Here is a 23,172-nt window from a genome sequence, read left to right as displayed (position 1 = left end):
CGTTGTGTTTCTGGTAAGCAAATGCGGCGAACTTGCATAAACAGGGCGATAAACGGATAAACTGCGCGACTCAGTCATTTTTCACTCGAGGCGCGTTGATGAAGTTTCGTTTTCTTCTCTGGGCCATGGGCTTGCTGATGGCCAAGGCCAGCCGCAACAACCCGGCGTTCCAGCAGCAGCTGCAGGACAAGGACCTGGTCTTCCAGATGCAGACGCTCGACGGCAAGGTTGCCCGGCACTTCATCGTCAAGGACCTGCGCATCAGCAGCAAGGGCGGCCTGCACCCGCAGCCGGCGTTCGCCATTGCCTTCAAGGATGCCGCCTACGGTTTCGCCACGCTGCAGGCCGGTAACAAGCAGCTGGCGTTCATGCAGGGGATTCAGGAGAAAAACATCCAGATCAAGGGCAATCCGGCGCTGGTGATCTGGTTCCAGGGCTTGATGAAGTACCTGAAACCGAAGAAGAAAAAGGGCTGAGATCACCGGGGCTGCGGTTTGTCGCCACGACAAGCCAGCTCCCACAGAGCGGGCTGGCTGGCAAAAAGGGGCGCAAGGCGCCCCCAACACATCAATGCGGCGCGTGGAACTGCGAGGCCAGCTCACGTAGCAACGCCTCGGCCTCCAGCACCTTGTTCACCACCTCTTGCGCCTTGTCCCGGGTCAGTCCCAGGCGCTCGAGCAGGGCATCCGGGATCTCGCCCTGTGGTCCCGAACCAATCCCGCGCGAGCGCAGCAGGCGAATAGCCAGGCACACCAGGTTCGGGAAGGCCGAGTGCTCACCGTCATAGGTCGGGTCATGCTGGAAACGCAAGGCTGTGGAGAGTTCGTCAGGCATGTCCCACAGCTTCATCAGCCAGGCACCGATCTGTTCACGGCTGATCCCCAGCAAGTGGTGTTCTACATAGCTGTGGCACAGGTGCGGGTTGACCTCCAGATGGCGGCAGATCAGCGAGAAATGTGGCGGGAAGACGTGGGCCAGCAGCAGGTAGCCGAAGTTGTGCAGCAGCCCGGCGAGATAGGTAAGGCCTGCTTCCGGGCGCTCTGCGCGCGGCATGGCGCGGGTCAGGCCCTCGATCACCGCCGCAGTGTAGATCGACTGCTGCCAGTACGGCGTGGCCTGTTGCGGGTGGTCCTTGGGCAGGCTCAGGGTCTTGCCCAGGGCCAGGCCCAAGGCCAGGTTGATCACCAGGTCGAAGCCCAATACCCGGACGATGGCATCTTCCACCGAACGGATCTTGCCGGGGGATGCGTAGTAGGGTGATGCCGCCCAGCTGACGACCTGTGCGGCCAGGGCAGGGTCGGTTTCGACTACACCGGTGATGTCGTCGATGCTGGCATTGGGGTCGACGCGCAGCTTGATGATCTTCTGCGCGGTGTCGGCCAGCGGCGGAATTTCGATGGTCTGCTCCAGGCGTTGCTGGATGCGGCGGGCGGTGAAAGCCTGGACCGCGCGGATGACTTCCCTGGGAGGGCCGTCCAACTGATCGAAACTGAGGCGAATATCGCTGATCGGCTGGCCGAAGGTGCTGGCGCTGGCCTTGACCAGCATTTTCTTGAAAGCCGTCCGGCCAATTTCCAGGAGCAGCCCGGCTTCACCGGACTGGATCAGCAGGGTTTCGTTGTCGAGCAAACTCTTTTCGTACTGGCACGGCGAGCTGGTCAATGCGGGAATGGCGGGCAGGGCCTTGAGATGATGCTTGTCGAGCATCTGCTTCAAGCGCTCCAGCGGCACGGCCTTTAGCTTGCGGCCGGTCAACTCCTCGAGGCGCTTGAGGTCCAGCAACTGGCTTTGCGGGAACAGCACCATCAAGGCACCGATCTCGTCATCGAGCAGTACGGCCTGTACGCGCGAGTTGGCCGGCAGCCCGGGGTGCTCGGGCACCTCGCGGAAGCTGACGTCGAGCTTTTCGAGCAACTGCCGGATGACAGACGGTGCGTGTAGGGTTGCGGTATCCAGGGCAACTTCAGTCATGGCCTGTATCCAATCATTTCTGTAAACGCGAAGTATAACCAGCCTGACCGCCAAGCTGGATCCATTATGGGACGGGCGTCACACCTGGCCATATTGTTGGCCGTGGCGCAACCAGCGGTCGAGTAGCGGGCTGACGTGGTCGGGCCAGCGTGCCAGCAGGGCCTGGGCGGCGTCGCGTACGGCCGGCAACAGGTCGGCGTCGCGCATCAGGTCGGCGACCTTGAACTGTAGCAGGCCGGTCTGGCGAGTCCCGAGCATTTCACCGGGGCCGCGCAGCTCCAGATCCTTCTCTGCAATGACGAAACCATCGTTGGTTTCGCGCATGATGCCCAGGCGTTCGCGGCCGATCTGCGAAAGTGGCGGGTGATAGAGCAGCACGCAGTGGCTTGCCGCGCTGCCCCGGCCGACCCGGCCGCGCAGCTGGTGCAACTGCGCCAGGCCCAGGCGCTCGGGGTTCTCGATAATCATCAGGCTGGCATTGGGCACGTCGACACCGACCTCGATCACCGTGGTGGCGACCAGCAGTTGCAGCTCCCCGGCCTTGAACTCGGCCATGACCGCCGCTTTTTCCGCAGGCTTCATGCGCCCGTGGATAAGGCCCACGCGCAGCTCGCCCAGGGCGCTGCCCAGCTCTTCGAAGGTGCTCTCGGCCGCCTGGCAGGTCAGTTCCTCGGATTCCTCGATCAGGGTGCACACCCAGTAGGCCTGGCGCCCTTCGGCACAAGCGGCGCGGACTCGCTCGACCACTTCGAAACGGCGGCTGTCGGCGACCAGCACGGTATTCACCGGGGTACGCCCGGGGGGCAGCTCGTCGAGGACCGAGGTGTCCAGGTCGGCGTAGGCGCTCATGGCCAGGGTGCGGGGGATCGGCGTGGCGGTCATGATCAGCTGGTGCGGGCACAGCTGGCCCATGACGCCCTTCTTGCGCAGGGCCAGGCGCTGCTGCACGCCGAAACGGTGTTGTTCGTCGATGATCGCCAGGGCCAGGTGCTTGAACTGCACCTCGTCCTGGAACAGCGCGTGGGTACCGACCACCATGGGCGCGCCATTGGCGATCTGCTCCAGGGCGCTGGCGCGAGCCTTGCCCTTGAGCTTGCCGGCCAGCCAGGCGACTTCGATACCCAGCGGCTCGAGCCAGCGTTTGAAGGTGATGAAATGCTGCTCGGCGAGGATCTCGGTGGGGGCCATCAGCGCCACCTGGTAGCCAGCCTCCAGGGCCTGCAGCGCCGCGAGGGCGGCGACCACGGTCTTGCCGGCGCCCACGTCACCCTGTACCAGGCGCATCATCGGTTCGGGTTGGCTGAGGTCGTAGGCGATCTCGTTGCCGACGCGCTGCTGGGCACCTGTCGGGTTGAAGCCGAGGTTGGCCAGGTATTGCGCTGGCAGGCGGGTAGCCCTGGGCAATACCGGCGCACGCAGGCTGCGCTGGCTCTCACGCAGGCGCTGCTGGGAGAGCTGATGGGTCAGCAGCTCCTCGAAGGCCAGGCGGTGCTGGGCCCAGTGATGGCCCTCGGCAAGTTCGTCGAGGTCGGCGTCGGCAGGCGGGTTGTGCAGGTAGCGGATGGCATCGCTCAACGGCGCCAATTGGTAGTCGCGGGCCAGTTGGTCGGGCAGCCAGTCGGGCAGGCTGCGCGGGCCGAGCAGGCTCAGGCTCTGCTGGCAGAGCAGACGCAGGCGTTGTTGAGTGAGGCCTTCGGTGGTCGGGTAGATCGGCGTCAGCGTCTGTTCGACCGGCGGTGGCGCTTCTTCGCCGTTCAGCGCACGGTATTCGGGGTGGTAGATTTCCAGGCCCGAGGCGCCCGGACGTGCTTCGCCATAGCAACGCAGGTGGGTGCCACGCTTGAGGCCCTCCTTCTGCGCATTGCTGAAATGGTAGAAGCGCAGGCTTAGCGTGCCGCTGCCATCGCCCAGGCGCACCACCAGACTGCGGCGCTTGCCCATGGTCACGTCAGCCCCGCTGACCACGCCCTCGATCACCGCGTCCTGGCCGGGACGCAGTTGGCCGATGGGGACTACGCGGGTTCGGTCCTGATAGCGCAACGGCAGGTGGAACAGCAGGTCCTGCAGGTTCTCCAGACCGACCTTGGCGAGTTTCTCTGCCATGGCTTCACCAACACCCTTGAGCGTGGTGACCGGGACGTTCGACAGCTCGGTCATGGGTTCAGGCCGGTTGTTCCACGGGCGGCTTGGCCACCGAGCAGAGGCGGATCGAGTCGGCGAGGATCTCGATGGCCTTCGGCCGCGGGAAGCTGGCGCGCCAGGCGATGGCCACGGTGCGGAACGGTGCGGGCGCGGTCAGCGGGCGAACTTCGATGACGCCCGGTGCATAGTGATGGCTGTGTACGGCCGACAGCGGCAGGATCGAGACGCCCAGGCCGGAGGCGACCATGTGGCGGATGGTTTCCAGTGAGCTGGACTCGACCGTGGTGTGCTTGGAGGCTTCGCCGCCCTTGTTCAGTGTCGGGCAGGCTTCGAGCACCTGGTCGCGGAAACAATGCCCCTCGCCCAGCAGCAGCAGGCTCTTGTCGTTGAGCATGGCGGTGTCGATGGTGTCCTTGGCGGTCCAGGGATGGTCGGCCGGCATCAGCGCACAGAACGGTTCGTCGTACAGCGGCAGGGTCAGCACGTCGGCCTCGTTGAACGGCAGGGCGATGATCACCGCGTCCAGTTCGCCGTTGCGCAGCTTTTCGCGCAGCACATGGGTGAAGTTCTCTTCGATGTACAACGGCATCTGCGGCGCCACGCGGTGCAGTTGCGGGATCAGGTGCGGGAAGAGATAGGGGCCGACGGTGTAGATGGCGCCGACCTTGAGCGGGGCGGTCAGCTGGTTCTTGCCGGCCTGGGCGAGCTCGCGGATGCCCTGAGCCTGCTCCAGTACCTTCTGCGCCTGGGCGACGATGCTCTCGCCGACCGGCGTGAGGCGCACTGCGCTCTTGCTGCGCTCGAAGATCAGCACGCCGAGTTCGTCCTCGAGCTTCTTCACGCCCACCGACAGGGTCGGTTGGCTGACGTGGCAACGCTCGGCCGCGTGGCCGAAGTGCTGCTCCTGCGCGAGGGTAACGATGTAGCGAAGTTCGGTGAGGGTCATAACGTGCGTCCATGAAGTTGCGGCCCCAGCATAGCGGCTGCAATCGATAGACGCACGTTATCAGACTTGCCGTTTTGTGACAGAAACAAAAACGTCAGCGTCGGTCCAGCGAGTACACGAACGGCGCAACCACTTCGATCGTGCCATTGTTCAGCAACTCCGCCGGAGGCTTGGGTACCGTACCGGCACGGCGGATCATCTCCAGCGTGGCCCGGTCCAGCGCCGCGCTGCCCGAACCACCGGCCAGCGTGTACGACACTACCTTGCCTTCGGCGTCGACCACGAAACGCAGGCGGTTGATGCCCTGCAATCCACGGCGGCGAGCGTCCTCGGGGTACTTCTTGTACTTGGCCAGGTGGCGCAGCAGGTCGCTCTGCCAGCTCGGCAGGGCATTACTGTTGGACGCGATGCTGGGCTGCGGCGCCGCCGACTTCTGCGGTGGCGTGTTGCTCGGCGGCGTATCCGCGACGTCGTCCTTGGCCGGTGGCTCGTCTTTCGGCGGCTCAAGCTTCTTCTCGGGCTTGGGCGGCTGTGGCTTGGCCTTCGGCTTGGGCGGCTTGGGGATGGCGATCTTCGGCTTTGGCGCCTCTGCCAGCTTGGGCAGCGGCGGCTCCTCGATCGGCGTCGGCGGTTTCGGGGCGGCCTTGGGCGGTGGCGGTGGCGCAGGCTCTGGCAGCGGTGCCAGCTCGACCATCATCGCTGCCGGCGGCAACTCGAGGGCCTGGGGCACCGACCAGTTGAGCGTCAGCAGCACAGCGACCGCGTGCACACCCAGCACGATCGCCAGGCTGCCACCGTAGCGCGCCATGTTTGAGCGCGTTTTCGTCATTTCTTGGCTGCCGTCTCGAGTCCGACCAGGCCGACCTTGAGGTAGCCAGCGGCACGCATGGTGTTCATCACTTCCATCAGGTCGCCGTAATCGACGCCCTTGTCAGCCTGGAAGAAGATGGTGGTTTCCTTGTCGCCCTTGGTCTTGGCGTCGAGCATCGCGCCAAGCTGGTCGCGCTGGGCCACCTCGTCGTCGCCCAGGTAGAGCTTCTTGTCGGCCTTGACGCTGACGAACACCGGCTTCTCGGGCCGCGGCGCGGGCTTGGCGGTCGAGGCGGGCAGGTCGACCTTGATATCGACCGTGGCCAGGGGCGCGGCAACCATGAAGATGATCAGCAGCACCAGCATCACGTCGATGAACGGCGTGACGTTGATTTCGTGGTTCTCGGCGAGGTCGTCGCCACCTTCGTTGAGATGCAGGCCCATGGCTTACCCCACTTTCACCATGTGCGGGGCGGCGCGTTCGCCACCCTGGTGGTCCAGATCGCGGCTGACCAGCAGCAGGACTTGGGCGGAGGCGTCGGACACCTGTGCCTTGTAGCCGGCGATGGAGCGGGCGAAGACGTTGTAGATGACCACGGCCGGGATCGCGGCGACCAGGCCCAGCGCGGTAGCCAGCAGGGCTTCGGCGATGCCTGGGGCGACCACGGCGAGGTTGGTGGTCTGGGTCTTGGCGATGCCGATGAAGCTGTTCATGATGCCCCACACGGTACCGAACAGACCGACGAACGGGGCAGTGGAGCCGATGGTGGCCAGCACGCCGGTACCGCTGCTCATGGTGCGACCGCTGGCGGCCACCAGACGCTCGAGGCGGAAGCTGACGCGCTCCTTGATGCCTTCTTTCTCGCGAGCGTTGGCCGACAGGCGCATCTCTTCGAGGGCGTCATGCACCAGGGTGTGGGCCAGGGTGCCTTCCTTGTTCGACACCTCGCTGGCCTCTTTCAGGCTCACCGAGCGTTTCAGGGCGGCGATCTCGCCACGCAGGCGGCGCTTGGCGCCCATCAGCTCGAAGCCTTTGGCGATCCAGATGGTCCAGGTGATGATCGAGGCGATGGCCAGGCCGATCATCACGGCCTTCACCACCACGTCGGCGTTCTTGTACATGCCCCATGGGGACAGGTCGTGGGCCATGCCCAGCGAGGTGTCTTCGACCATCGCCTGCACGTTCTCGTCGGCCGGTGCCTGGCCATCCACTGGGGCGTTGGCGTCGGCAGGCGCGTCGGTTGGCGCGGCTACCGGTGCCTGGCCTTCGGCGGCTGGCGCGGCCGGGGCGCTGGCGGCTGCCGGTGCGGCAGCAGTGGCGGCGGGCTCATCGGCCATGGCCACGGGGGCCAGTACCAGGCTGAACATCAGCGCGGCAATGGCGCGCCAGGCGCGCGACGGGGTTGGCGAAGCGGAAGGTTGAGTACGTGTCATGCTGGCCGGACCTGATGAAGAGAAATGGGTTGAGTTCTTCAAGGCCTCGAAGCAGGCCGAGAACAGACAGGGCCGCCATTATTGCAAGTAATTCTTGTTAACAAAAGAATGGAGAGCGCTTTTTTTAACCTTTGTCTAGCCGCTGATCGCTAAATCCGGTTAGCGTGAACCTTTGGATTTGGAGTTTCATGATGTCGGACCTGAGTGCGTTGATCGTCGGCTGCGGCGATGTGGGAGGCCGTCTGGCCCGCCAGTTGCTCGCCCATGGGTGGCAGGTCGATGGCCTGCGCCGGTCGGTGCGGGACCTGCCCGAAGGGGTGCGGCCCGTTGCCGCCGATCTGGCGAACCCGCGCCTGCCAGAAGCGTGGCCCGCGCGCGCGCCGGACTACCTGGTGTACTGCGTGGCGGCCAGCCAGCATGACGAAGCGGGCTACCAGGCCGCCTATATCGACGGTTTGCGCCATGTGCTTGGCTGGCTTGAGAGCAAGGGTCAGCGGCCGCGTCGCCTGCTGTTCGTTTCCAGCAGCAGTGTCTATGCACAACAGGATGGCGAATGGATCGACGAGACCGCAGCCACCGCGCCCGAGGGGTATTCGGGCAAGGTGATGCTCGCGGCGGAGCGCCTGGCGCTGGGCAGTGGCATCCCCGCCAGCATCGTGCGCCTGACCGGCATCTATGGGCCGGGACGTGAGTGGTTGCTGAGTCAGGTACGCCAAGGCTACCGAGTGGCCGAGGAGCCGCCATTGTACGGCAACCGGATTCACGCCGAGGATGCCGCTGGTTTGCTGGCGCACCTGCTGCAGGCCGATGCCCGGGGCGTGGTGCTGGACGACTGCTATATCGGTGTCGATGACGACCCGGCAGCGCTGGCTGACGTGGTGGGCTGGCTGCGCGAGTACCTGGGGGTCACCGAGTGGTCGGACCAGCAGCGGGTGCGGCGTACCGGCAGCAAGCGTTGCAGCAATGCGCGGGCGCGGGCGCTAGGATGGGTGCCGCAGTATCCGAGCTATAAAGAAGGCTATGCGGCCATTCTCCAAGGGCGTGGTTGAGAGAGCCGGCCCCATCGCGGGGCCAGTCGGGTCGCCGCGCTGATGGCTAATCCTTTTCCAGCACCCACTGCCGGGCGCCGGCAGTCAGTTGCGGCATCTCATCCGGCTGGGCGCGGTTGACTGCCTGGAAGATCTCCAGGGTGTCGCCATCGCGCTTGAAGATCCACGGGGCGCCACGCTGGTTGCGCTCCAGCCACAGGCTGTCGTTGCCATCGCCCATGGTCGCGCAGTCACCCGCCAGGCACAGGGCAAAGCGGTCCGGGCCGGGCAGGCCGGTGACGTTGCCGGTATCGCTGAAGCGCACCACCGCGCCCTTGCCCTGGCCCTCGACGATCTTCCAGTCGCCGCCCAGGTATTGCTGGTACAGCGCCTTCTCGAAGCTGCCGCCCAGTGCAGCGCCTTCTGACGCCTTGCTGCGCACGAAGGTCTGCTCATGGCCGGAGGGGTCGATCGCCACGAGTTCGTCACCATCGAGCTTGAGCTGTTCGGTCAGGTCGCCTTCGAAGGTGACCTGCCAGTCCTTCTCGTTGGCGCTCAGGCGCCCGTCGGCGGCCTCGAAGCCATTGCTGAAGCTGGCCTGCTGGTTCTTGACGTCGATCTTCCACTCGAACACCGGGCCCTTGGCATCCAGGGCCTGGCGCAGGCTGGTGCCTTTGCTGGCGGCATCGATGGCGGCCTGGTTGATCCAGGTGCCGTTGAAATCTTCAGGCTTGTGGCTGGCGCAGCCGCCCAGGAGCAGGGCTGCCAGCGTGAGAGGCAATGCGTGGCGCATGGTGAAAACCTTGAGGCAGGAGGGGGTGACGGGCCTTGGCCCGTCACCGGGGTATTACTCGAGGACCAGGATGGCGTCCATCTCGACCTGGGCACCCTTCGGCAGCGCGGCCACGCCGATGGCGGCGCGGGCCGGGTAAGGCTGTTCGAAGTAACGGCCCATGATCTCGTTGACCTTGGCGAAGTGGCTCAGGTCGGTGAGGAAGATGTTCAGCTTGACGATGTCCTTGAACGAACCGCCAGCAGCTTCAGCCACCGACTTCAGGTTCTCGAACACCTGGACGGTCTGGGCTTCGAAGCCTTCGACCAGCTCCATGGTCTTCGGGTCGAGCGGGATCTGACCCGACATGTACACGGTGTTGCCAGCCTTGATCGCTTGCGAGTAGGTGCCGATGGCGGCAGGGGCTTTATCGCTGGTGATGACGGTCTTGCTCATGATGACTCCTTGCGGTTGGCGGACTACGCACGCATCCGGGTGATGCGGACCACGCCGGTCAAGGTGCGCAGCTTCTTGATCACACGGGCCAGGTGCACGCGGTCGTGCACGCTGACCACCAGTTGGACCACGCTGATACGGCCGTCGCGTTCGTCCATGCTGATTTTCTCGATGTTGCCGTCGGCGGCATTGACGCTGCTGGCCAGCAGGGCGATCAGGCCGCGCTGGTGTTCCAGCTCGACGCGCAGCTCGACGTTGAACTCGCCGGTGATGTCCTTGGCCCAGGAGAGCTGCAGGCACTTCTCCGGGTTATGGCGGACTTCACTGATGTTACGGCAGTCTTCCAGGTGCACGACCATGCCCTTGCCCGCCGACAGGTGGCCGACGATCGGGTCGCCCGGGATCGGCGTGCAGCATTTGGCGTAGCTGAGCACCAGGCCCTCGGTACCGCGGATCGCCAGCGGGCCTTCCGGGGCCGGAAGCTGCTCGCCTTCGGCGGACAACAGGCGTCGGGCGACCACGTAGGCCATGCGGTTGCCCAGGCCGATGTCTTCGAGCAGGTCCTCGACCAGCTCCAGGCGATACTCGGTGAGGATCGACTGGATACGCTCCTGGGGAATCTTTTCCAGGCTGCTGTCGAAGCCGGTCAGTACCTTGTTCAGCAGGCGCTCGCCAAGGCTGATGGACTCGGAGCGGCGCTGCTGTTTGAGAGCGTGGCGGATGTGCGTGCGCGCCTTGCCGGTGACCACGAAGTTGAGCCAGGCCGGATTCGGCCGGGCGCCCGGTGCGCTGACGATCTCGACGGTGGAGCCGCTCTGCAACGGCTCGGACAGCGGCGCCAGGCGGCGATTGATGCGGCAGGCGATGCAGCTGTTGCCGACGTCGGTGTGCACCGCGTAGGCGAAGTCGACCGCGGTGGAGCCTTTGGGCAGCTCCATGATCCGGCCTTTGGGGGTGAAGACGTAGACCTCGTCCGGGAACAGGTCGATCTTCACGCTCTCGATGAATTCCAGCGAGTTGCCGGCGCGCTGCTGCAGCTCGAGGATGCCTTTGACCCATTGGCGGGCGCGGGCATGGCTGCCTTTTGGCTGCTCTTCCTCGTTGGACTTGTACAGCCAATGCGCGGCGATGCCATTGTTGGCCATCTCTTCCATTTCGCGGGTGCGGATCTGGATTTCGATGGGCACCCCGTGCATGCCGAACAGCGTGGTGTGCAACGACTGGTAGCCGTTGGCCTTGGGGATCGCGATGTAGTCCTTGAAGCGACCCGGCAGTGGCTTGTACAGGTTGTGCACGGCGCCGAGCACGCGGTAGCAGGTGTCGACCTTGTCGACGATGATGCGGAAGGCGTACACGTCCATGATCTCGGTGAAGGCGCGGCGCTTGCCGCGCATCTTCTTGTAGATACCATAGAGGTGTTTCTGCCGGCCGCTGACCTCGCCTTCGATACCGTCGGCGGCCAGGCAGTTGGCCAGCGAGGTCTCGATCTTGGCGACGATTTCCTTGCGGTTGCCGCGCGCGGCCTTCACCGCCCGGTGGATCAGCGACGAGCGCATCGGGTGCATGGCCTTGAAGCCGAGGTCCTCGAACTCCACGCGCACGGTGTGCATCCCCAGCCGGTTGGCGATAGGGGCGTAGATTTCGAGGGTTTCCTTGGCGATGCGCCGGCGTTTCTCGCCGGAGAGCACTTCCAGGGTGCGCATGTTGTGCAGGCGGTCGGCCAGCTTGACCAGGATCACGCGGATATCGCGGGCCATGGCCATGGCCATCTTCTGGAAGTTCTCGGCCTGCGCCTCGGCCTTGGTCTCGAAGTTCATCTGGGTCAGCTTGCTGACCCCGTCGACCAGTTCGGCGACGGTCTCGCCGAATTGCTGGCTCAAGGCTTCCTTGGCGATGCCGGTGTCTTCGATCACGTCGTGCAGCATGGCCGCCATCAGGCTCTGATGGTCCATGTGCATGTCGGCGAGGATGCTGGCGACCGCCAGCGGATGGGTCACGTAGGGCTCGCCGCTGCGGCGGCGCTGGCCATCGTGGGCCTGTTCGGCGTAGAAGTAGGCCCGACGAACCAAGTTGACCTGTTCGGGGCCCAGATAGGTCGACAGCCGTTCGGCGAGGGCTTCTATACCCGGCATGGTTTCACCTCTTGCAGTAGAAGAGGGCCTTGCGCCGCACGGTGTCGACTGGGCATCAATCAGACGGCCTCGTTGTTCTCGTCCTCGAACGCGGCGAATACCGGATCCTCGGTGACGATCTCTTCGGCGGCGATGAACTCTGGCGTGACGATGCCTTCGGCGATTTCACGCAGGGCGACGACGGTAGGCTTGTCGTTTTCCCACGCAACGCGTGGCTCTTTGCCGCCGGTAGCCAGCTGGCGGGCGCGCTTGGTCGAGAGCATGACCAGCTCAAAGCGGTTATCCACGTGTTCCAGGCAGTCTTCAACAGTTACGCGGGCCATGGTCTTCCTCAGTAGCAAATGCGGTTAGGCGTGCAGCCCAGAATGGGCAGGCGGACTCGATAGTTTAAAAAATCACCAGCCAATAGGGAAGGACTGTTTTGTCGGGTGTACCTGTGGCGCCTGTATCGCGGGGCAAGCCCGCTCCCACGCATGTGTTCCCGAATCGGGCAACGTGGGAGCGGGCTTGCCCCGCGATAGGGCCGATCCAGGCAACTGCAGCCAACCGCCGATGCCCGACAATAGCGTGCTGTCCATCGCCGGCACAACCGTCCTTGGCGCGTTAACGCAACATTGCGTCGCGCAGGCGCGGGGTCAGCTCTTCGAACAACGTCTGCACCGAGCGCAGGGCACGGCAATCGGGCCGCGTCAGCAGCCACAACTGGGTGTCGCAGCCGGGCAGCGGGCCGCTCAGCGCCTCGACGCCGGGCAGGTCGTGGACCATGTAGTCGGGCAGCGCCGCCACGCCCAGGCCGGTGGTCACCAGTTGGGCGATGGTCGACATGCCGCTGCACTGGTAGCGCGGGATCAGGCCGGGATGCTGCTGGTTGCGCCAGACCACGGTGGCGTGGTCCTGCATGGAATCGTCGGGGGCGATCCAGGGCACACTCAGGGGCGCCTCCTGCAGCCGCTCGCGCAGCGCCGGCTGGCCGCAGACCACGTAGGAGGTCGAGCCCAGGCAGCGCCCGACAAGATGCTCAGGCGGCGTGTTGGTCAGGCGCAAGGCGATGTCGGCATCGCGACGGCTGAGGTTGGCGAAGGTGTTGGAGGTGCCCATCTCCAGCGACAACGCAGGATAGTTGGGCATGAACTCGGCCAGCGCCGGCAGCAGCAGGCTGTGCAGCACGGCCTCGGTGCAGGTCAGGCGCACGGTGCCGCTGACCACCTGTTCGCCGCTGGTCAGGGCGATGCGCGCCGCATCCAGTGCCTGTTCGGCGCGCTCGGCCTGCTCGGCCAGGGCCTGGGCGGTGTCGGTGGGCAGGTAGCCTTTACGGCTCTTGACGAACAAGGCGGTGCCCAGCGCCGACTCCAGCCGGCGGATCGAGCGGAACACCGTCGAAACGTCGACCTTGAGCAGTTCGGCTGCCTTGGCCAGCGAGCGGCCGCGCTCCAGTGCCAGGACCAGGGAAAGGTCCGCATGGTTGATCTGATATTGCATCGGTGCACGCTCTGCTTGCCTAAATGCCAATGTCTGTTGCGTTTTGGCCATTTTATAGTGGAACGGCCCCCGGGAATCAATGCAGCCGGTCGGCAACCAGCCCCCAACGATGGGCCAGTGAAAAGAACAACAGCAGCACCATCGTCGCCCTACAAGGCGTCATCCGCAGTTCCCACATCGCCGCTCCGAATCAAAGGATGTACAGCCATGACGTCGGTCTCCCCGTGCGCCAGTTCTTCCCGCGAGATGAATGAATTCCTGGATGCCCATCCGGATACCCAGTACGTCGACCTGCTGATCTCCGACATGAACGGCGTGGTGCGCGGGAAGCGCATCGAGCGCGCCAGCCTGCACAAGGTGTACGAGAAGGGCATCAACCTGCCGGCGTCGTTGTTTGCCCTGGATATCAACGGCTCGACCGTCGAAAGCACCGGGCTGGGCCTGGACATCGGTGACGCCGACCGCATCTGTTTCCCGATTGCCGGCACGCTGTGCGACGAACCCTGGCAGAAACGCCCGACCGCCCAGTTGCTGATGACCATGCATGAGCTGGACGGCGCGCCGTTTTTCGCCGACCCGCGGGAAGTGCTGCGCCAGGTGGTGAGCAAGTTCGACGACCTGGGCCTGGATATCTGCGCCGCGTTCGAGCTGGAGTTCTACCTGATCGACCAGGACAACCTCAACGGTCGCCCGCAGCCGCCGCGCTCGCCGATTTCAGGCAAGCGCCCGCAGTCGACCCAGGTGTACCTGATCGACGATCTCGACGAATACGCCGACTGCCTGCAGGACATGCTCGAAGCTGCCAAGGAGCAGGGCTTGCCGGCCGACGCCATCGTCAAGGAAAGCGCCCCGGCGCAGTTCGAGGTGAACCTGCACCACGTCGCCGACCCGCTGAAGGCCTGTGACTACGCGATCCTGCTCAAGCGCCTGATCAAGAACGTCGCCTACGACCATGAGATGGACTCCACCTTCATGGCCAAGCCCTATCCGGGCCAGGCGGGCAATGGCCTGCACGTACACATTTCGTTGCTGGACAAGAAAACCGGCAAGAACATCTTCGCCAATGCCGACCCGCTGCAAAGCGACGCCCTGCGCCACGCCATTGGTGGCGTGCTGGAAACCATGCCGGCATCGATGGCATTCCTCTGCCCGAACATCAACTCGTACCGTCGCTTCGGTGCACAGTTCTATGTGCCCAACGCGCCGAGCTGGGGCCTGGACAACCGCACGGTGGCTGTCCGCGTGCCGACCGACAGCAGCGAGAACGTGCGCATCGAGCACCGCGTGGCCGGCGCCGATGCCAACCCGTACCTGATGCTCGCGGCGATCCTCGCCGGCATCCACCACGGCCTGACCAACAAGGTCGAGCCGGACGCGCCGATCGAAGGCAACTCGTACGAGCAGCTGGAGCAGAGCCTGCCGAACAACCTGCGTGATGCCCTGCGCGCGCTGGATGACAGCGAAGTCCTCAACCAATACATCAGCCCGGACTACATCGACATCTTCGTGGCCTGCAAGGAAAGCGAGCTGGCCGAGTTCGAAGTGTCGATCTCCGACCTCGAGTACAACTGGTACCTGCACACGGTGTAAGCCCATGAGCGCAATTGCGGTCCCCTTGATCGGTGTCAGCGCCTGCCGCCAGCAGGTGGGGAAGAACTCGTCGCACACGGTGGGCGACAAGTATGTCGAGGCCGCGGGCTTTGCCGGGCTGCCGCTGATCCTGCCGGCCCGTGACGGCGGCAGCGACACGCAGACGCTGCTGGCCAGGCTCGATGGCATTCTTTTTACCGGTTCGCCTTCAAATGTCGAGCCGCATCATTACAATGGCGCGCCCAGCGCGGAAGGCACCCAGCACGATCTTGCACGTGACCGCCTGACCTTGCCGCTGCTGCAGGCGGCCATTGCCGCGGGTGTGCCGGTGTTCTGCATCTGCCGTGGCTTCCAGGAACTGAACGTGGCCCTCGGTGGCAGCCTGCACCAACGGGTGCAGGAATTGCCCGGCTACCTGGACCACCGCGAACCTGAGGACGCACCCCTGGAGGTGCAATACGGCCCTCGTCACCCCGTCGGCATACAGCCGGGTGGGGTGCTCGAGCGCCTGGGCCTGGCTGCGCGGTTCGAGGTCAACTCGCTGCACAGCCAGGGCATCGACCGCCTGGCCCCGGGCCTGCGCGTCGAGGCACGGGCCCCGGATGGCCTGATCGAAGCGGTGTCGATGCCTGATGCGCCGGGCTTTGTACTCGGCGTGCAGTGGCACCCTGAATGGCGTTTCGCCGAAAACCCGGTTTCGCTGCGCCTGTTCGAGGCGTTCCGCGAGGCCTGCATTGCCCATGCTGCACGGGAGGGTGTGCGCCAGAAGATCCTCTGACGTCACCCGGTAGTCTCGGATGACCCACCCCGGCAGTGAGCTTTCAATGAGTGGAAGCGGGCCCGCTACGGCGGGCCTGTGAAAACAATTCCAATAGTTACGGCAAATACTCATGAGCGATTACACAGAAGCCGGCCGCCCCCCCGACGTGGCGGCCGACTCGGGCAACACCCAGCGCAGCAAGGGCCTGGCCAAGGGCCGCCTCGGTCTGCTGGCCAGCGTCGTGCTGGGCATTTCCACCATTGCGCCGGTCTACACCCTGACTGGCGCGCTCGGCCCGACCGTGCGTGAAGTCGGCGCCCACCTGCCGGCGGTGTTCATCGTCGGCTTCCTGCCGATGCTGCTGGTCGCCCTGGGCTACCGCGAGCTGAACTCGGCGGAGCCCGACAGCGGCACGTCCTTCACCTGGTCGGCCCGGGCCTTCGGCCCGATGATCGGCTGGATCGGCGGCTGGGGGCTGGTGGTCGCCACCACCATCGTGCTGTCCAATCTGGCAGGCGTGGCGGTGGACTTCTTCTACCTGTTCCTGGCCCAGATCACCGGCAACCAGGAGCTGGCCGCGTTGGCGGACAACCTGTTGATCAACGTCACCACCTGTTGCGTGTTCATCGCCCTGGCGGTGTGGATCTGCTGTCGCGGCATGGCCACCACCATGACGGTGCAGTACGGCTTGGTGGCCTTGCAGTTGCTGGTGCTGATCGGCTTCGCCTTCGCAGCGTTCGGCGAGACCACTGCGCCGCCGCCGCTGGCGTTCGACCTGGCCTGGTTCAACCCGTTCGGTGTCGAGTCGTTCTCGGCCTTTGCCGCCGGCCTGTCGTTGTCGATTTTCATTTTCTGGGGCTGGGACGTGTGCCTGACCGTCAGCGAAGAGTCGATCGGCAGCGATGAAGTACCGGGCAAGGCGGCAACCTGGACCGTGCTGCTGATTCTCGGCCTGTACCTGCTCACCGCCATCGCCACCCTGCAGTTTGCCGGGATCAGTGAGCACGGCCTGGGCCTGAACAATCCGCGCATCCAGGAGAACGTGTTCGCCCACCTGGCCGGGCCGGTGATGGGACCGCTGGCGATCCTGATGTCGATCGCGGTGCTGGCCAGCACCGCCGCCTCGCTGCAATCGACTTTCGTCTCGCCGGCGCGCACCCTGCTTGCCATGGGTTACTACGGCGCAGTGCCGCAACGCTTCGCCACTGTTTGCCCGCGTTCGCAGACGCCGCGCTACGCGACCATCTGTGCCGGTATTGCCGCAGGTCTGTTCTACGTGACCATGCGTACCCTCAGCGAGAACGTGCTGGCCGACACCATCACCGCCTTGGGCATGATGATCTGCTTCTATTACTCACTGACCGCCTTCGCCTGCGTGTGGTACTTCCGCCGCAGCCTGTTCGACAGCGTGCGCCACTTCTTCATGCGCGGCGTGTGCCCGCTGGTGGGTGGCCTGATCCTGTCGGTGATCTTCCTGCGCACGGCGATCGACAGCGCCTCGCCAGACTTTGGCAGCGGCTCGCATGTGGGTGGGCTGGGGCTGGTATTCGTGATCGCGGCGATCATTTCGGCGCTGGGCATCGTGCTGATGCTGCTGTCGCGGCTGCGTGCGCCGGCGTACTTCCTGGGGGCTACCCTGCGTCAGCAGGCGACGTTGCAGCTGCAGGAGTAAGGAAAAAGGGGCTGCTTTGCAGCCCATCGCCGGCAAGCCGGCTCCCACAGGAGATTGCATACCCTTGTGGGAGCCGGCTTGTCGTGGCGACGAACCGCGGCGAATGGGCCTCATAGAGACCCAGGCTATCTTCAGCCGATCAGCTCTTTGAGTAGTGCTCGGTGTACTCGCTGCTGGTTATCCAGCTTCAGCTTTTCGGCATGCTGCACGGCATCCGCACCATCTTCGCGGTTCGAGCGGAACACCGCCTTGAGGTCTTCGAGTGCATCATCAAACTTGTCGTTGATGATGACGTACTCGTACTCGTTGTAATGCTCCATCTCGCTGACCGCTTCCTTCATGCGTCCGGCGATGATTTCTTCGCTGTCCTGGCCGCGACCGTCCAAGCGTTGGCGCAGGGCCTGCTGGCTCGGTGGCAGGATGAAGATCGAGCGCGCTTTTGGCATTAGCTTGCGTACCTGACGGGCTCCTTGCCAGTCGATTTCCAGTATCAGGTCTTTTCCCTTGTTCAGCGTCTGCTGCATCGCGCTGCGGGAAGTACCGTAGAAATTGCCGAACACCTCGGCATGCTCAAGGAAGTCATTCTTGGCGATGAGTGTCTTGAACTCGTCATGGCTGACGAAGTGATAGTTCGTTCCATGCTTTTCGCCTGGGCGCATCTTGCGCGTGGTATGCGATACCGAGACGCTCACACGCGGGTCTTGCCTGATCAGCTCAGTGACCAGGCTGGTCTTGCCGGCGCCGGACGGGGCCGAGACGATGTAGAGGGTGCCGCTGCTGTGGTTCATGGTAGGGGTGGCCTTACTCGATGTTCTGTACTTGTTCACGCATCTGTTCGATCAGCACCTTCAGGTTGACTGCCGCCTGCGTGCTGCGTGGGTCGAATGCCTTGGAGCCAAGGGTGTTGGCTTCGCGGTTGAGCTCCTGCATCAGGAAGTCCAGGCGCCGGCCGGCGGCGCCGCCCGACTTGAGTACCCGGCGTACTTCGGTGACGTGAGTGCTGAGGCGGTCCAGCTCTTCGGCGACGTCGCTTTTCTGCGCCAGCAGGACCATCTCCTGTTCCAGGCGTTGTGGGTCGAGCTCGGCCTGCATGTCGCTGAAGCGGTCGAGGACCTTCTGCCGCTGTGCGGCGAGCATCTGCGGCACCAGGGCGCGCAGGGTGGCGACTTCTCCGGCCATGCTGTCCAGGCGCTCGTTGATCAGCCGGGCCAGTTCGGCGCCTTCGCGTTGGCGGCCGGCCTTGAGTTCGGTCAGGGCTTCGTCGAACAGTGCGATGGCTTCGGCATTGAGCGCTTGCGGATCGGTGGCGTCGGCCACCAGCACGCCCGGCCAGGCCAGTACTTCCAGCGGGTTGAGCGGTGCCGGTTGCTTGATCAGGCTGGCGACGGTTTCGGCGGCGGCGACCAGTTGCGCGGCACGTTCGCGATCGACCTGCAGTGGCTTGCCGGTGCTGTCCTCGCTCAGACGCAGGGTGCACTCGACCTTGCCGCGCGAGAGGCCTTGGCGCAGGCCTTCGCGTACGGCGCCTTCGAGGTCGCGCAGGGCCTCGGGCAGGCGCAGGTGGGGTTCGAGATAGCGGTGGTTGACCGAGCGCAGCTCCCAGACCAGGGTGCCTTGGCTGCCAGCGCGCTCGACACGAGCAAAAGCGGTCATGCTATGCACCATGGGGAGTACCTCGCGTATTCAGGTGGACGGAGAGCCTGTCGGCTGCAAGGCGCAGGATTGTAGCGCAGTGCGGCGTGGGCGCCCAATCCAGCCATGCTAACGGTCGCCCCGAAACCTGTCGGAAAACACGACAGGCTGCGCAAGCGCGACGACAGGCGTGCCTTCGCCGGGCGTCGGGCTCTATAATGCTCGGCAGATTCAAATGTCCCCGTACAGGTATTCCAGATGAAACGTCCAAGTGGTCGCGCCGCCGATCAGCTCCGCTCGATCCGCATTACCCGCAACTACACCAAGCACGCCGAAGGATCGGTTCTGGTCGAGTTCGGTGACACCAAGGTCATCTGCACGGTCAGCGTCGAGAACGGTGTTCCCCGCTTCCTCAAAGGCCAGGGCCAAGGTTGGCTGACCGCCGAGTACGGCATGCTGCCGCGCTCCACCGGCGAGCGTAACCAGCGCGAGGCCAGCCGTGGCAAGCAAGGCGGCCGCACCCTAGAGATCCAGCGCCTTATCGGCCGCTCCCTGCGCGCTGCGCTGGACATGAGCAAGCTCGGCGACATCACCCTGTACGTCGACTGCGACGTGATCCAGGCCGACGGCGGCACCCGCACTGCCTCGATCACCGGCGCCATGGTTGCCCTGTGCGACGCCCTGGCGGTGATCAAGAAACGTGGCGGCCTCAAGGGTGGCAACCCGCTCAAGCACATGATTGCCGCGGTATCGGTGGGCATGTACCAGGGCGAGGCCGTGCTCGACCTCGACTACCTCGAGGACTCCGCCGCCGAGACCGACCTGAACGTGGTCATGACCAGCGCCGGTGGTTTCATCGAGGTACAGGGCACCGCCGAGGGCGCGCCGTTCCAGCCTGCCGACTTCAACGCCATGCTGGCGCTGGCGCAGAAGGGCATGGACGAGATCTTCGAACTGCAGAAAGCGGCGCTGGCCGACTGAGCAGACGCCAGGGAGGTGCGGGACATGAACGATTCGGATCTACCGATCACCCCGCCCAGCGCCGATATCAGGCAATGGGCAATGTTCTGCCACCTCTCGGCATTGTTGGGGCTGGTGCTGCCTCTGGGGCATTTGCTGGGCCCGCTGGTGCTGTGGCACCTCAAGCGCGAGCAGGACCCTTTTATCGATGCCCAGGGCAAGGAGGCGCTGAACTTCCAGATCAGCGTGACCATCGCCGGCTTCGTCTGCTTCCTGCTGATGTTCGTGTTCATCGGCATCCTGCTGTTCGCCGTGCTGATGGTGACGGTGCTGATCCTGATCATCCTGGCAGCGGTCAAGGCCAATGAAGGGCAGCCGTATCGCTATCCCTTCATCTGGCGGCCTATCAGATAGAAACAAAAAAGCCGACCTGATGGTCGGCTTTTTTGTGCGTGCCATCCTCAGATGGTCAGCGTCCAGTCATAGTCCACGATCAGCGGCGCATGCTGGGAAAAGCGCGGCTGGCGCGGCAGGCGGGCGTTGCGCACGAAACGGCGCAGGCCTGGGGTGAGGATCTGGTAGTCGAACCGGTAACCCAGGTTGAGCATCTCAGCCTGTTCGTTGTCCGGCCACCAGCTGTACTGGTCGCCTTCACGGCTGACTTCGCGCAGGGCATCGACATAACCCATGTCGCCGACGATGGCGTCCATCCAGGCGCGTTCGGGCGGCAGGAAGCCCGGCGACTGTTGGCTGTCACGCCAGTTCTTGATGTCGAGCTTCTGCTGCGCCACGTAGAACGAGCCGCAGTAGATGTACTCGCGACGCTTGCGGCGTTGCTTGTCCAGGTACTTGGCGAAGTCGTCCATCAACTTGAACTTCTGGTTCAAGTCTTCGTCCCCGTTCATGCCCGAAGGCAGCAACAGGCTGGCAATACTGACTTTGTCGAAATCTGCTTGCAGATAACGCCCGTAGCGGTCGGCTGTCTCGAAGCCCAGGCCGGTGATGACTGCCTTGGGCTGCATGCGCGAGTAAAGTGCCACGCCACCTTGGGTGGGCACCTCCGCGTCGCAGGCGTAAAGGAAATAGCCATCGAGCTGGAAAGCTGGGTCGTCGAGTTCAAAGGCCGAGGCGCGGGTATCCTGAAGGCAGATGACGTCGGCATTCTGGGCTTGCAACCAGCTGAGCAATCCACGCTCGGCCGCAGCCTGAATGCCATTTACGTTCACACTGATGATCCGCATAAATGGCCCCAAAAATCTCGTGCGTGTATGATACCCGAGCTCAACACATTTAGCTAAATCCGTGGTGTCCGGGACCTTTCATGCAGCCGTATCAGCGCGACTTCATCCGTTTTGCCATCGATCGCGGCGTTCTGCGCTTCGGTGAGTTCACCCTGAAATCGGGGCGTACCAGCCCGTACTTCTTCAATGCTGGCCTGTTCAATACCGGGTCCGCCCTGGCGCAGCTGGGGCGTTGCTACGCGGCGGCCATCGTCGACAGCAAGATCCCCTTCGACGTGCTGTTCGGCCCGGCCTACAAGGGCATTCCCCTGGCGGCGGCCACTGCCGTGGCCCTGGCCGAGCAGCACCAGCTCGACGTGCCGTGGTGCTTCAACCGCAAAGAGGCCAAGGACCACGGCGAGGGCGGCAGCCTGGTCGGTGCCCCGCTGGCCGGTGACGTGCTGATCATCGACGACGTGATCACTGCCGGCACCGCGATCCGCGAGGTCATGCAGATCATCAACGCCCAGCAGGCCAAGGCCGCCGGTGTGCTGATCGCACTGAACCGCGAAGAGCGGGGCAATGGCGCGCTGTCGGCGATCCAGGAAGTCGAACGCGACTTCGGTATCCCGGTGGTCAGCATCGTCTCGCTGACCCAGGTGCTGGAGTTCCTGGCCGACGATCCGCAGCTCAAGCAGCACCTGCCGGCGGTCGAGGCCTACCGCGCGCAATACGGTATCTGACCGGCCCGCAGGCACGAAAAAGGCGACCTTCGGGTCGCCTTTTTCGTGCCTGCGGTTCAGCTGCGGTTCGGGTAAGGGTCCTGCACGGCATCACCGACGCCGGTGAGGATCTTCCAGCCACGCTTGGGGTGGGTGCCGGGGGTGAAGTCAGGGCAGGGAGGCATCGAGGTCTTGCCCTGGTTGGAGTACTTGCGTCCGCAGTCGGCGCATTCGTAGCTGCCTGCGGAAACATCGCTGCCATATTTGACCAGTTCTTTCTGCATCGCTGTATCTCCGATGGGGTGGAGTTGGAATGCTAGTCGGCTGGCAGAGATGCGTGTTGTAGTGCCTGTCCGTGCTGGCGGTAGGATTTTTCCGAACTGGAAAAGAAAGGCGGCCCTTGGGCCGCCTGCGCGTCGTGTCAGTCTGTGCCGTACTTCGGCGAACGTGGCCCGTAGAGGATCCCGCCATTCGGGTAGGGCGTCAGCAGGCGTGCGCTGGTCATCCCGGCGATCGGGTAGCCGGCATCATCCTGTACGCTGCTGATGATCTGGTTGATGGCCGCCGCCACCAGCATGCCGATCAGGCCACCCTGGTTCTGCTTGCCTTCCTCGCTGGAGGCCGTGGCACTGCCGGTCCACAAGGTGGCACCGGTCTTCAGGTCGACCAGTTTGGCGCTGGCAGTGACAATGGTCGCGCTGCTCAGCACCATGTAGCGGGTGCCGTAGTCGCTGACGGTCACGTACAGGCCGGCGTCGGCGCCGAAGATCTCGTTCAGCTTGGCTGTGGGCAACTGGTGGATATCGGCCGGCGTGGTCAGGCCGTTCTGGCGGAACGTCTCGTCCACCAGCGCCACCGGCATCACGTAGTAGCCGGCCTCGGCCAGCGGATAGGTGACCTGGGACAGCATGCTGTAGGTGGCCTTGACGTCGGGCGACTCGTTCAGCGGCGGCAGGATCAGGATCGACTTCGGTCGGCTCTGCTTGTAGGCCGAATAGTCGATGCTCTTGCGCTCGGCGCAGCCGGCGAACAGGGCCAGCACGCAGGCGCCGACGATCAGTTGGGTCAGGCGCTTGATCATTGCTGGGCTCCCTTGCTGGCGTTGCTCATCAGGAAGTCCATGTAGGCCGCCGACTCAGGGAACAGCGCTTTTTCGGTACGGAACTGCTGGATCATCTGGTCATCCTTGCCCAGGCTGGAGTACAGCAGGCCCAGCTGCGCGTGGTAGCCCGGTGGCACTGCGCCGTTCTTGGCCTTGATCTTCTCCAGGTCGCGCTCCAGGGCGGTGACCTGTTCTTCCTTGGCGTCACCTTTGAGGTAGCCGTATACCTGGGGCTGGTAGCTTTCCCACTGGTACAGGGTCTTGGGCGAATTGCAGCCGGCCAGCAGGACGCTGCCCAGCAGCAGCCCGGCGACAGTGCGCCAGGCCGGGTAGGTGATGCTCAT

25 protein-coding genes are annotated in these 23,172 nt (G+C 64.3%); 8 read left to right on the top strand and 17 right to left on the bottom strand.

Translation table 11 applies throughout. The features are described from left to right. Window positions 1-98: 98 nt before the first annotated feature. Window positions 99-476, top strand: a complete 378-nt coding sequence (locus ACQ4OD_RS15225) for a helicase (RefSeq protein ID WP_198755103.1) — start codon at window positions 99-101, stop codon at window positions 474-476. A gap of 91 nt (window positions 477-567) precedes the next feature. On the opposite strand, the gene ACQ4OD_RS15220 is transcribed toward ACQ4OD_RS15225, so the two are convergent. From ACQ4OD_RS15220 to exbB, 6 genes are all read right to left on the bottom strand, one after another. Continuing rightward, complete coding sequence (locus ACQ4OD_RS15220) at window positions 568-1,971, bottom strand: aminoacyl-tRNA deacylase and HDOD domain-containing protein (protein WP_430944524.1); 1,404 nt, start codon at window positions 1,969-1,971, stop codon at window positions 568-570. A gap of 78 nt (window positions 1,972-2,049) precedes the next feature. Continuing rightward, a complete protein-coding gene (recG, locus tag ACQ4OD_RS15215) occupies window positions 2,050-4,128 on the bottom strand; it encodes an ATP-dependent DNA helicase RecG (RefSeq protein ID WP_430944523.1) in 2,079 nt (692 codons plus the stop codon). Window positions 4,129-4,132: 4 nt separating this feature from the next. Then, window positions 4,133-5,059: a hydrogen peroxide-inducible genes activator gene (locus ACQ4OD_RS15210; protein ID WP_102684588.1), complete on the bottom strand. Its 927-nt coding sequence runs from the start codon at window positions 5,057-5,059 to the stop codon at window positions 4,133-4,135. Window positions 5,060-5,153: 94 nt separating this feature from the next. Further along, window positions 5,154-5,888, bottom strand: coding sequence for an energy transducer TonB (locus ACQ4OD_RS15205; protein WP_046857596.1), 735 nt, complete (start codon window positions 5,886-5,888; stop codon window positions 5,154-5,156). Then, a complete protein-coding gene (exbD, locus tag ACQ4OD_RS15200; RefSeq protein WP_023632733.1) occupies window positions 5,885-6,313 on the bottom strand; it encodes a TonB system transport protein ExbD in 429 nt (142 codons plus the stop codon). Before exbD ends, ACQ4OD_RS15205 begins: the two co-directional genes overlap by 4 nt. A 3-nt stretch (window positions 6,314-6,316) precedes the next feature. Beyond that, window positions 6,317-7,303: a tonB-system energizer ExbB gene (gene exbB, locus ACQ4OD_RS15195; RefSeq protein WP_046857595.1), complete on the bottom strand. Its 987-nt coding sequence runs from the start codon at window positions 7,301-7,303 to the stop codon at window positions 6,317-6,319. Between the two features lie 191 nt (window positions 7,304-7,494). Between exbB and ACQ4OD_RS15190 the strand changes: the two genes are divergently transcribed. After that, window positions 7,495-8,352, top strand: coding sequence for an SDR family oxidoreductase (locus tag ACQ4OD_RS15190; RefSeq protein WP_430944522.1), 858 nt, complete (start codon window positions 7,495-7,497; stop codon window positions 8,350-8,352). 46 nt (window positions 8,353-8,398) lie between these two features. Here ACQ4OD_RS15190 and ACQ4OD_RS15185 read toward each other — a convergent pair whose 3' ends face one another. From ACQ4OD_RS15185 to ACQ4OD_RS15165, 5 genes are all read right to left on the bottom strand, one after another. Continuing rightward, a complete protein-coding gene (locus ACQ4OD_RS15185; RefSeq protein WP_139674859.1) occupies window positions 8,399-9,124 on the bottom strand; it encodes a hypothetical protein in 726 nt (241 codons plus the stop codon). 54 nt (window positions 9,125-9,178) lie between these two features. Beyond that, window positions 9,179-9,559, bottom strand: coding sequence for a RidA family protein (locus ACQ4OD_RS15180; protein WP_028689951.1), 381 nt, complete (start codon window positions 9,557-9,559; stop codon window positions 9,179-9,181). Window positions 9,560-9,582: 23 nt separating this feature from the next. Then, window positions 9,583-11,691 carry a bifunctional GTP diphosphokinase/guanosine-3',5'-bis pyrophosphate 3'-pyrophosphohydrolase gene (spoT, locus tag ACQ4OD_RS15175; RefSeq protein WP_102684583.1) on the bottom strand — a complete coding sequence of 703 codons (2,109 nt, stop codon included), beginning with the start codon at window positions 11,689-11,691 and terminating at the stop codon, window positions 9,583-9,585. A gap of 59 nt (window positions 11,692-11,750) precedes the next feature. Continuing rightward, window positions 11,751-12,014, bottom strand: coding sequence for a DNA-directed RNA polymerase subunit omega (gene rpoZ, locus ACQ4OD_RS15170; protein WP_008091595.1), 264 nt, complete (start codon window positions 12,012-12,014; stop codon window positions 11,751-11,753). Between the two features lie 280 nt (window positions 12,015-12,294). Further along, window positions 12,295-13,170: a LysR family transcriptional regulator gene (locus ACQ4OD_RS15165; RefSeq protein WP_102684582.1), complete on the bottom strand. Its 876-nt coding sequence runs from the start codon at window positions 13,168-13,170 to the stop codon at window positions 12,295-12,297. Window positions 13,171-13,377: 207 nt separating this feature from the next. Between ACQ4OD_RS15165 and ACQ4OD_RS15160 the strand changes: the two genes are divergently transcribed. The 3 genes from ACQ4OD_RS15160 to ACQ4OD_RS15150 all read left to right on the top strand — a co-directional run bounded on the left by ACQ4OD_RS15160 (window position 13,378) and on the right by ACQ4OD_RS15150 (window position 17,192). After that, entirely contained in the window at window positions 13,378-14,760 is a 1,383-nt protein-coding gene (locus ACQ4OD_RS15160; protein ID WP_102684581.1) for a glutamine synthetase family protein, read from the top strand. Window positions 14,761-14,764: 4 nt separating this feature from the next. Beyond that, window positions 14,765-15,538, top strand: a complete 774-nt coding sequence (locus tag ACQ4OD_RS15155; RefSeq protein ID WP_430944521.1) for a gamma-glutamyl-gamma-aminobutyrate hydrolase family protein — start codon at window positions 14,765-14,767, stop codon at window positions 15,536-15,538. A 112-nt stretch (window positions 15,539-15,650) separates the two neighbouring features. Then, on the top strand, window positions 15,651-17,192 hold the full coding sequence (locus ACQ4OD_RS15150) for an APC family permease (RefSeq protein ID WP_023631275.1): 1,542 nt from the start codon (window positions 15,651-15,653) through the stop codon (window positions 17,190-17,192). A 131-nt stretch (window positions 17,193-17,323) separates the two neighbouring features. Here the strand turns inward: ACQ4OD_RS15150 and gmk are convergent, their stop codons facing one another. Next, entirely contained in the window at window positions 17,324-17,980 is a 657-nt protein-coding gene (gene gmk, locus ACQ4OD_RS15145) for a guanylate kinase (protein WP_139674862.1), read from the bottom strand. 13 nt (window positions 17,981-17,993) lie between these two features. Beyond that, window positions 17,994-18,857 (bottom strand): YicC/YloC family endoribonuclease, encoded by an 864-nt coding sequence (locus tag ACQ4OD_RS15140; protein WP_102684577.1) that lies wholly within the window; start codon window positions 18,855-18,857, stop codon window positions 17,994-17,996. A gap of 225 nt (window positions 18,858-19,082) precedes the next feature. Between ACQ4OD_RS15140 and rph the strand changes: the two genes are divergently transcribed. Together rph and ACQ4OD_RS15130 are read left to right on the top strand one after the other, a co-directional pair. Then, complete coding sequence (gene rph, locus ACQ4OD_RS15135) at window positions 19,083-19,805, top strand: ribonuclease PH (protein WP_046857587.1); 723 nt, start codon at window positions 19,083-19,085, stop codon at window positions 19,803-19,805. A gap of 24 nt (window positions 19,806-19,829) precedes the next feature. After that, on the top strand, window positions 19,830-20,198 hold the full coding sequence (locus tag ACQ4OD_RS15130) for a DUF4870 domain-containing protein (RefSeq protein WP_139674867.1): 369 nt from the start codon (window positions 19,830-19,832) through the stop codon (window positions 20,196-20,198). Window positions 20,199-20,245: 47 nt separating this feature from the next. Here ACQ4OD_RS15130 and ACQ4OD_RS15125 read toward each other — a convergent pair whose 3' ends face one another. Next, window positions 20,246-21,025 carry an exodeoxyribonuclease III gene (locus tag ACQ4OD_RS15125; protein WP_023629898.1) on the bottom strand — a complete coding sequence of 260 codons (780 nt, stop codon included), beginning with the start codon at window positions 21,023-21,025 and terminating at the stop codon, window positions 20,246-20,248. A gap of 80 nt (window positions 21,026-21,105) precedes the next feature. Here ACQ4OD_RS15125 and pyrE point away from each other — a divergent pair, with 80 nt between their 5' ends. Further along, the gene (gene pyrE / locus ACQ4OD_RS15120; RefSeq protein WP_102684575.1) at window positions 21,106-21,747 is read left to right on the top strand and encodes an orotate phosphoribosyltransferase; all 642 of its coding nucleotides are present in this window, start codon (window positions 21,106-21,108) and stop codon (window positions 21,745-21,747) included. 56 nt (window positions 21,748-21,803) lie between these two features. Here pyrE and ACQ4OD_RS15115 read toward each other — a convergent pair whose 3' ends face one another. From ACQ4OD_RS15115 to ACQ4OD_RS15105, 3 genes are all read right to left on the bottom strand, one after another. Further along, a complete protein-coding gene (locus ACQ4OD_RS15115) occupies window positions 21,804-22,010 on the bottom strand; it encodes a hypothetical protein (protein WP_139674874.1) in 207 nt (68 codons plus the stop codon). A gap of 137 nt (window positions 22,011-22,147) precedes the next feature. Then, window positions 22,148-22,807 carry a DUF799 domain-containing protein gene (locus ACQ4OD_RS15110; RefSeq protein WP_028689941.1) on the bottom strand — a complete coding sequence of 220 codons (660 nt, stop codon included), beginning with the start codon at window positions 22,805-22,807 and terminating at the stop codon, window positions 22,148-22,150. Then, window positions 22,804-23,172: a DUF4810 domain-containing protein gene (locus ACQ4OD_RS15105; RefSeq protein ID WP_102684805.1), complete on the bottom strand. Its 369-nt coding sequence runs from the start codon at window positions 23,170-23,172 to the stop codon at window positions 22,804-22,806. Before ACQ4OD_RS15105 ends, ACQ4OD_RS15110 begins: the two co-directional genes overlap by 4 nt.

It is taken from the genome of Pseudomonas sp. WC1, from assembly GCF_050586565.1.
GTDB lineage: Bacteria > Pseudomonadota > Gammaproteobacteria > Pseudomonadales > Pseudomonadaceae > Aquipseudomonas.
This window is presented reverse-complemented; position numbering and strand designations above follow the sequence as displayed.

Bases quoted from the DNA above. Each gene is read 5' to 3' on its own strand.
- ACQ4OD_RS15105 (WP_102684805.1), bottom strand. From the start codon at position 23,172: ATGAGCATCACCTACCCGGCCTGGCGCACTGTCGCCGGGCTGCTGCTG.
- ACQ4OD_RS15125 (WP_023629898.1), bottom strand. From the start codon at position 21,025: ATGCGGATCATCAGTGTGAACGTAAATGGCATTCAGGCTGCGGCCGAG.
- ACQ4OD_RS15185 (WP_139674859.1), bottom strand. From the start codon at position 9,124: ATGCGCCACGCATTGCCTCTCACGCTGGCAGCCCTGCTCCTGGGCGGC.
- ACQ4OD_RS15140 (WP_102684577.1), bottom strand. From the start codon at position 18,857: ATGGTGCATAGCATGACCGCTTTTGCTCGTGTCGAGCGCGCTGGCAGC.
- rpoZ (WP_008091595.1), bottom strand. From the start codon at position 12,014: ATGGCCCGCGTAACTGTTGAAGACTGCCTGGAACACGTGGATAACCGC.
- spoT (WP_102684583.1), bottom strand. From the start codon at position 11,691: ATGCCGGGTATAGAAGCCCTCGCCGAACGGCTGTCGACCTATCTGGGC.
- ACQ4OD_RS15190 (WP_430944522.1), top strand. From the start codon at position 7,495: ATGTCGGACCTGAGTGCGTTGATCGTCGGCTGCGGCGATGTGGGAGGC.
- ACQ4OD_RS15220 (WP_430944524.1), bottom strand. From the start codon at position 1,971: ATGACTGAAGTTGCCCTGGATACCGCAACCCTACACGCACCGTCTGTC.
- ACQ4OD_RS15150 (WP_023631275.1), top strand. From the start codon at position 15,651: ATGAGCGATTACACAGAAGCCGGCCGCCCCCCCGACGTGGCGGCCGAC.
- recG (WP_430944523.1), bottom strand. From the start codon at position 4,128: ATGACCGAGCTGTCGAACGTCCCGGTCACCACGCTCAAGGGTGTTGGT.
- ACQ4OD_RS15155 (WP_430944521.1), top strand. From the start codon at position 14,765: ATGAGCGCAATTGCGGTCCCCTTGATCGGTGTCAGCGCCTGCCGCCAG.
- ACQ4OD_RS15110 (WP_028689941.1), bottom strand. From the start codon at position 22,807: ATGATCAAGCGCCTGACCCAACTGATCGTCGGCGCCTGCGTGCTGGCC.
- exbB (WP_046857595.1), bottom strand. From the start codon at position 7,303: ATGACACGTACTCAACCTTCCGCTTCGCCAACCCCGTCGCGCGCCTGG.
- rph (WP_046857587.1), top strand. From the start codon at position 19,083: ATGAAACGTCCAAGTGGTCGCGCCGCCGATCAGCTCCGCTCGATCCGC.
- ACQ4OD_RS15165 (WP_102684582.1), bottom strand. From the start codon at position 13,170: ATGCAATATCAGATCAACCATGCGGACCTTTCCCTGGTCCTGGCACTG.
- ACQ4OD_RS15130 (WP_139674867.1), top strand. From the start codon at position 19,830: ATGAACGATTCGGATCTACCGATCACCCCGCCCAGCGCCGATATCAGG.
- ACQ4OD_RS15205 (WP_046857596.1), bottom strand. From the start codon at position 5,888: ATGACGAAAACGCGCTCAAACATGGCGCGCTACGGTGGCAGCCTGGCG.
- ACQ4OD_RS15210 (WP_102684588.1), bottom strand. From the start codon at position 5,059: ATGACCCTCACCGAACTTCGCTACATCGTTACCCTCGCGCAGGAGCAG.
- exbD (WP_023632733.1), bottom strand. From the start codon at position 6,313: ATGGGCCTGCATCTCAACGAAGGTGGCGACGACCTCGCCGAGAACCAC.
- ACQ4OD_RS15160 (WP_102684581.1), top strand. From the start codon at position 13,378: ATGACGTCGGTCTCCCCGTGCGCCAGTTCTTCCCGCGAGATGAATGAA.
- ACQ4OD_RS15225 (WP_198755103.1), top strand. From the start codon at position 99: ATGAAGTTTCGTTTTCTTCTCTGGGCCATGGGCTTGCTGATGGCCAAG.
- pyrE (WP_102684575.1), top strand. From the start codon at position 21,106: ATGCAGCCGTATCAGCGCGACTTCATCCGTTTTGCCATCGATCGCGGC.
- ACQ4OD_RS15180 (WP_028689951.1), bottom strand. From the start codon at position 9,559: ATGAGCAAGACCGTCATCACCAGCGATAAAGCCCCTGCCGCCATCGGC.
- gmk (WP_139674862.1), bottom strand. From the start codon at position 17,980: ATGAACCACAGCAGCGGCACCCTCTACATCGTCTCGGCCCCGTCCGGC.
- ACQ4OD_RS15115 (WP_139674874.1), bottom strand. From the start codon at position 22,010: ATGCAGAAAGAACTGGTCAAATATGGCAGCGATGTTTCCGCAGGCAGC.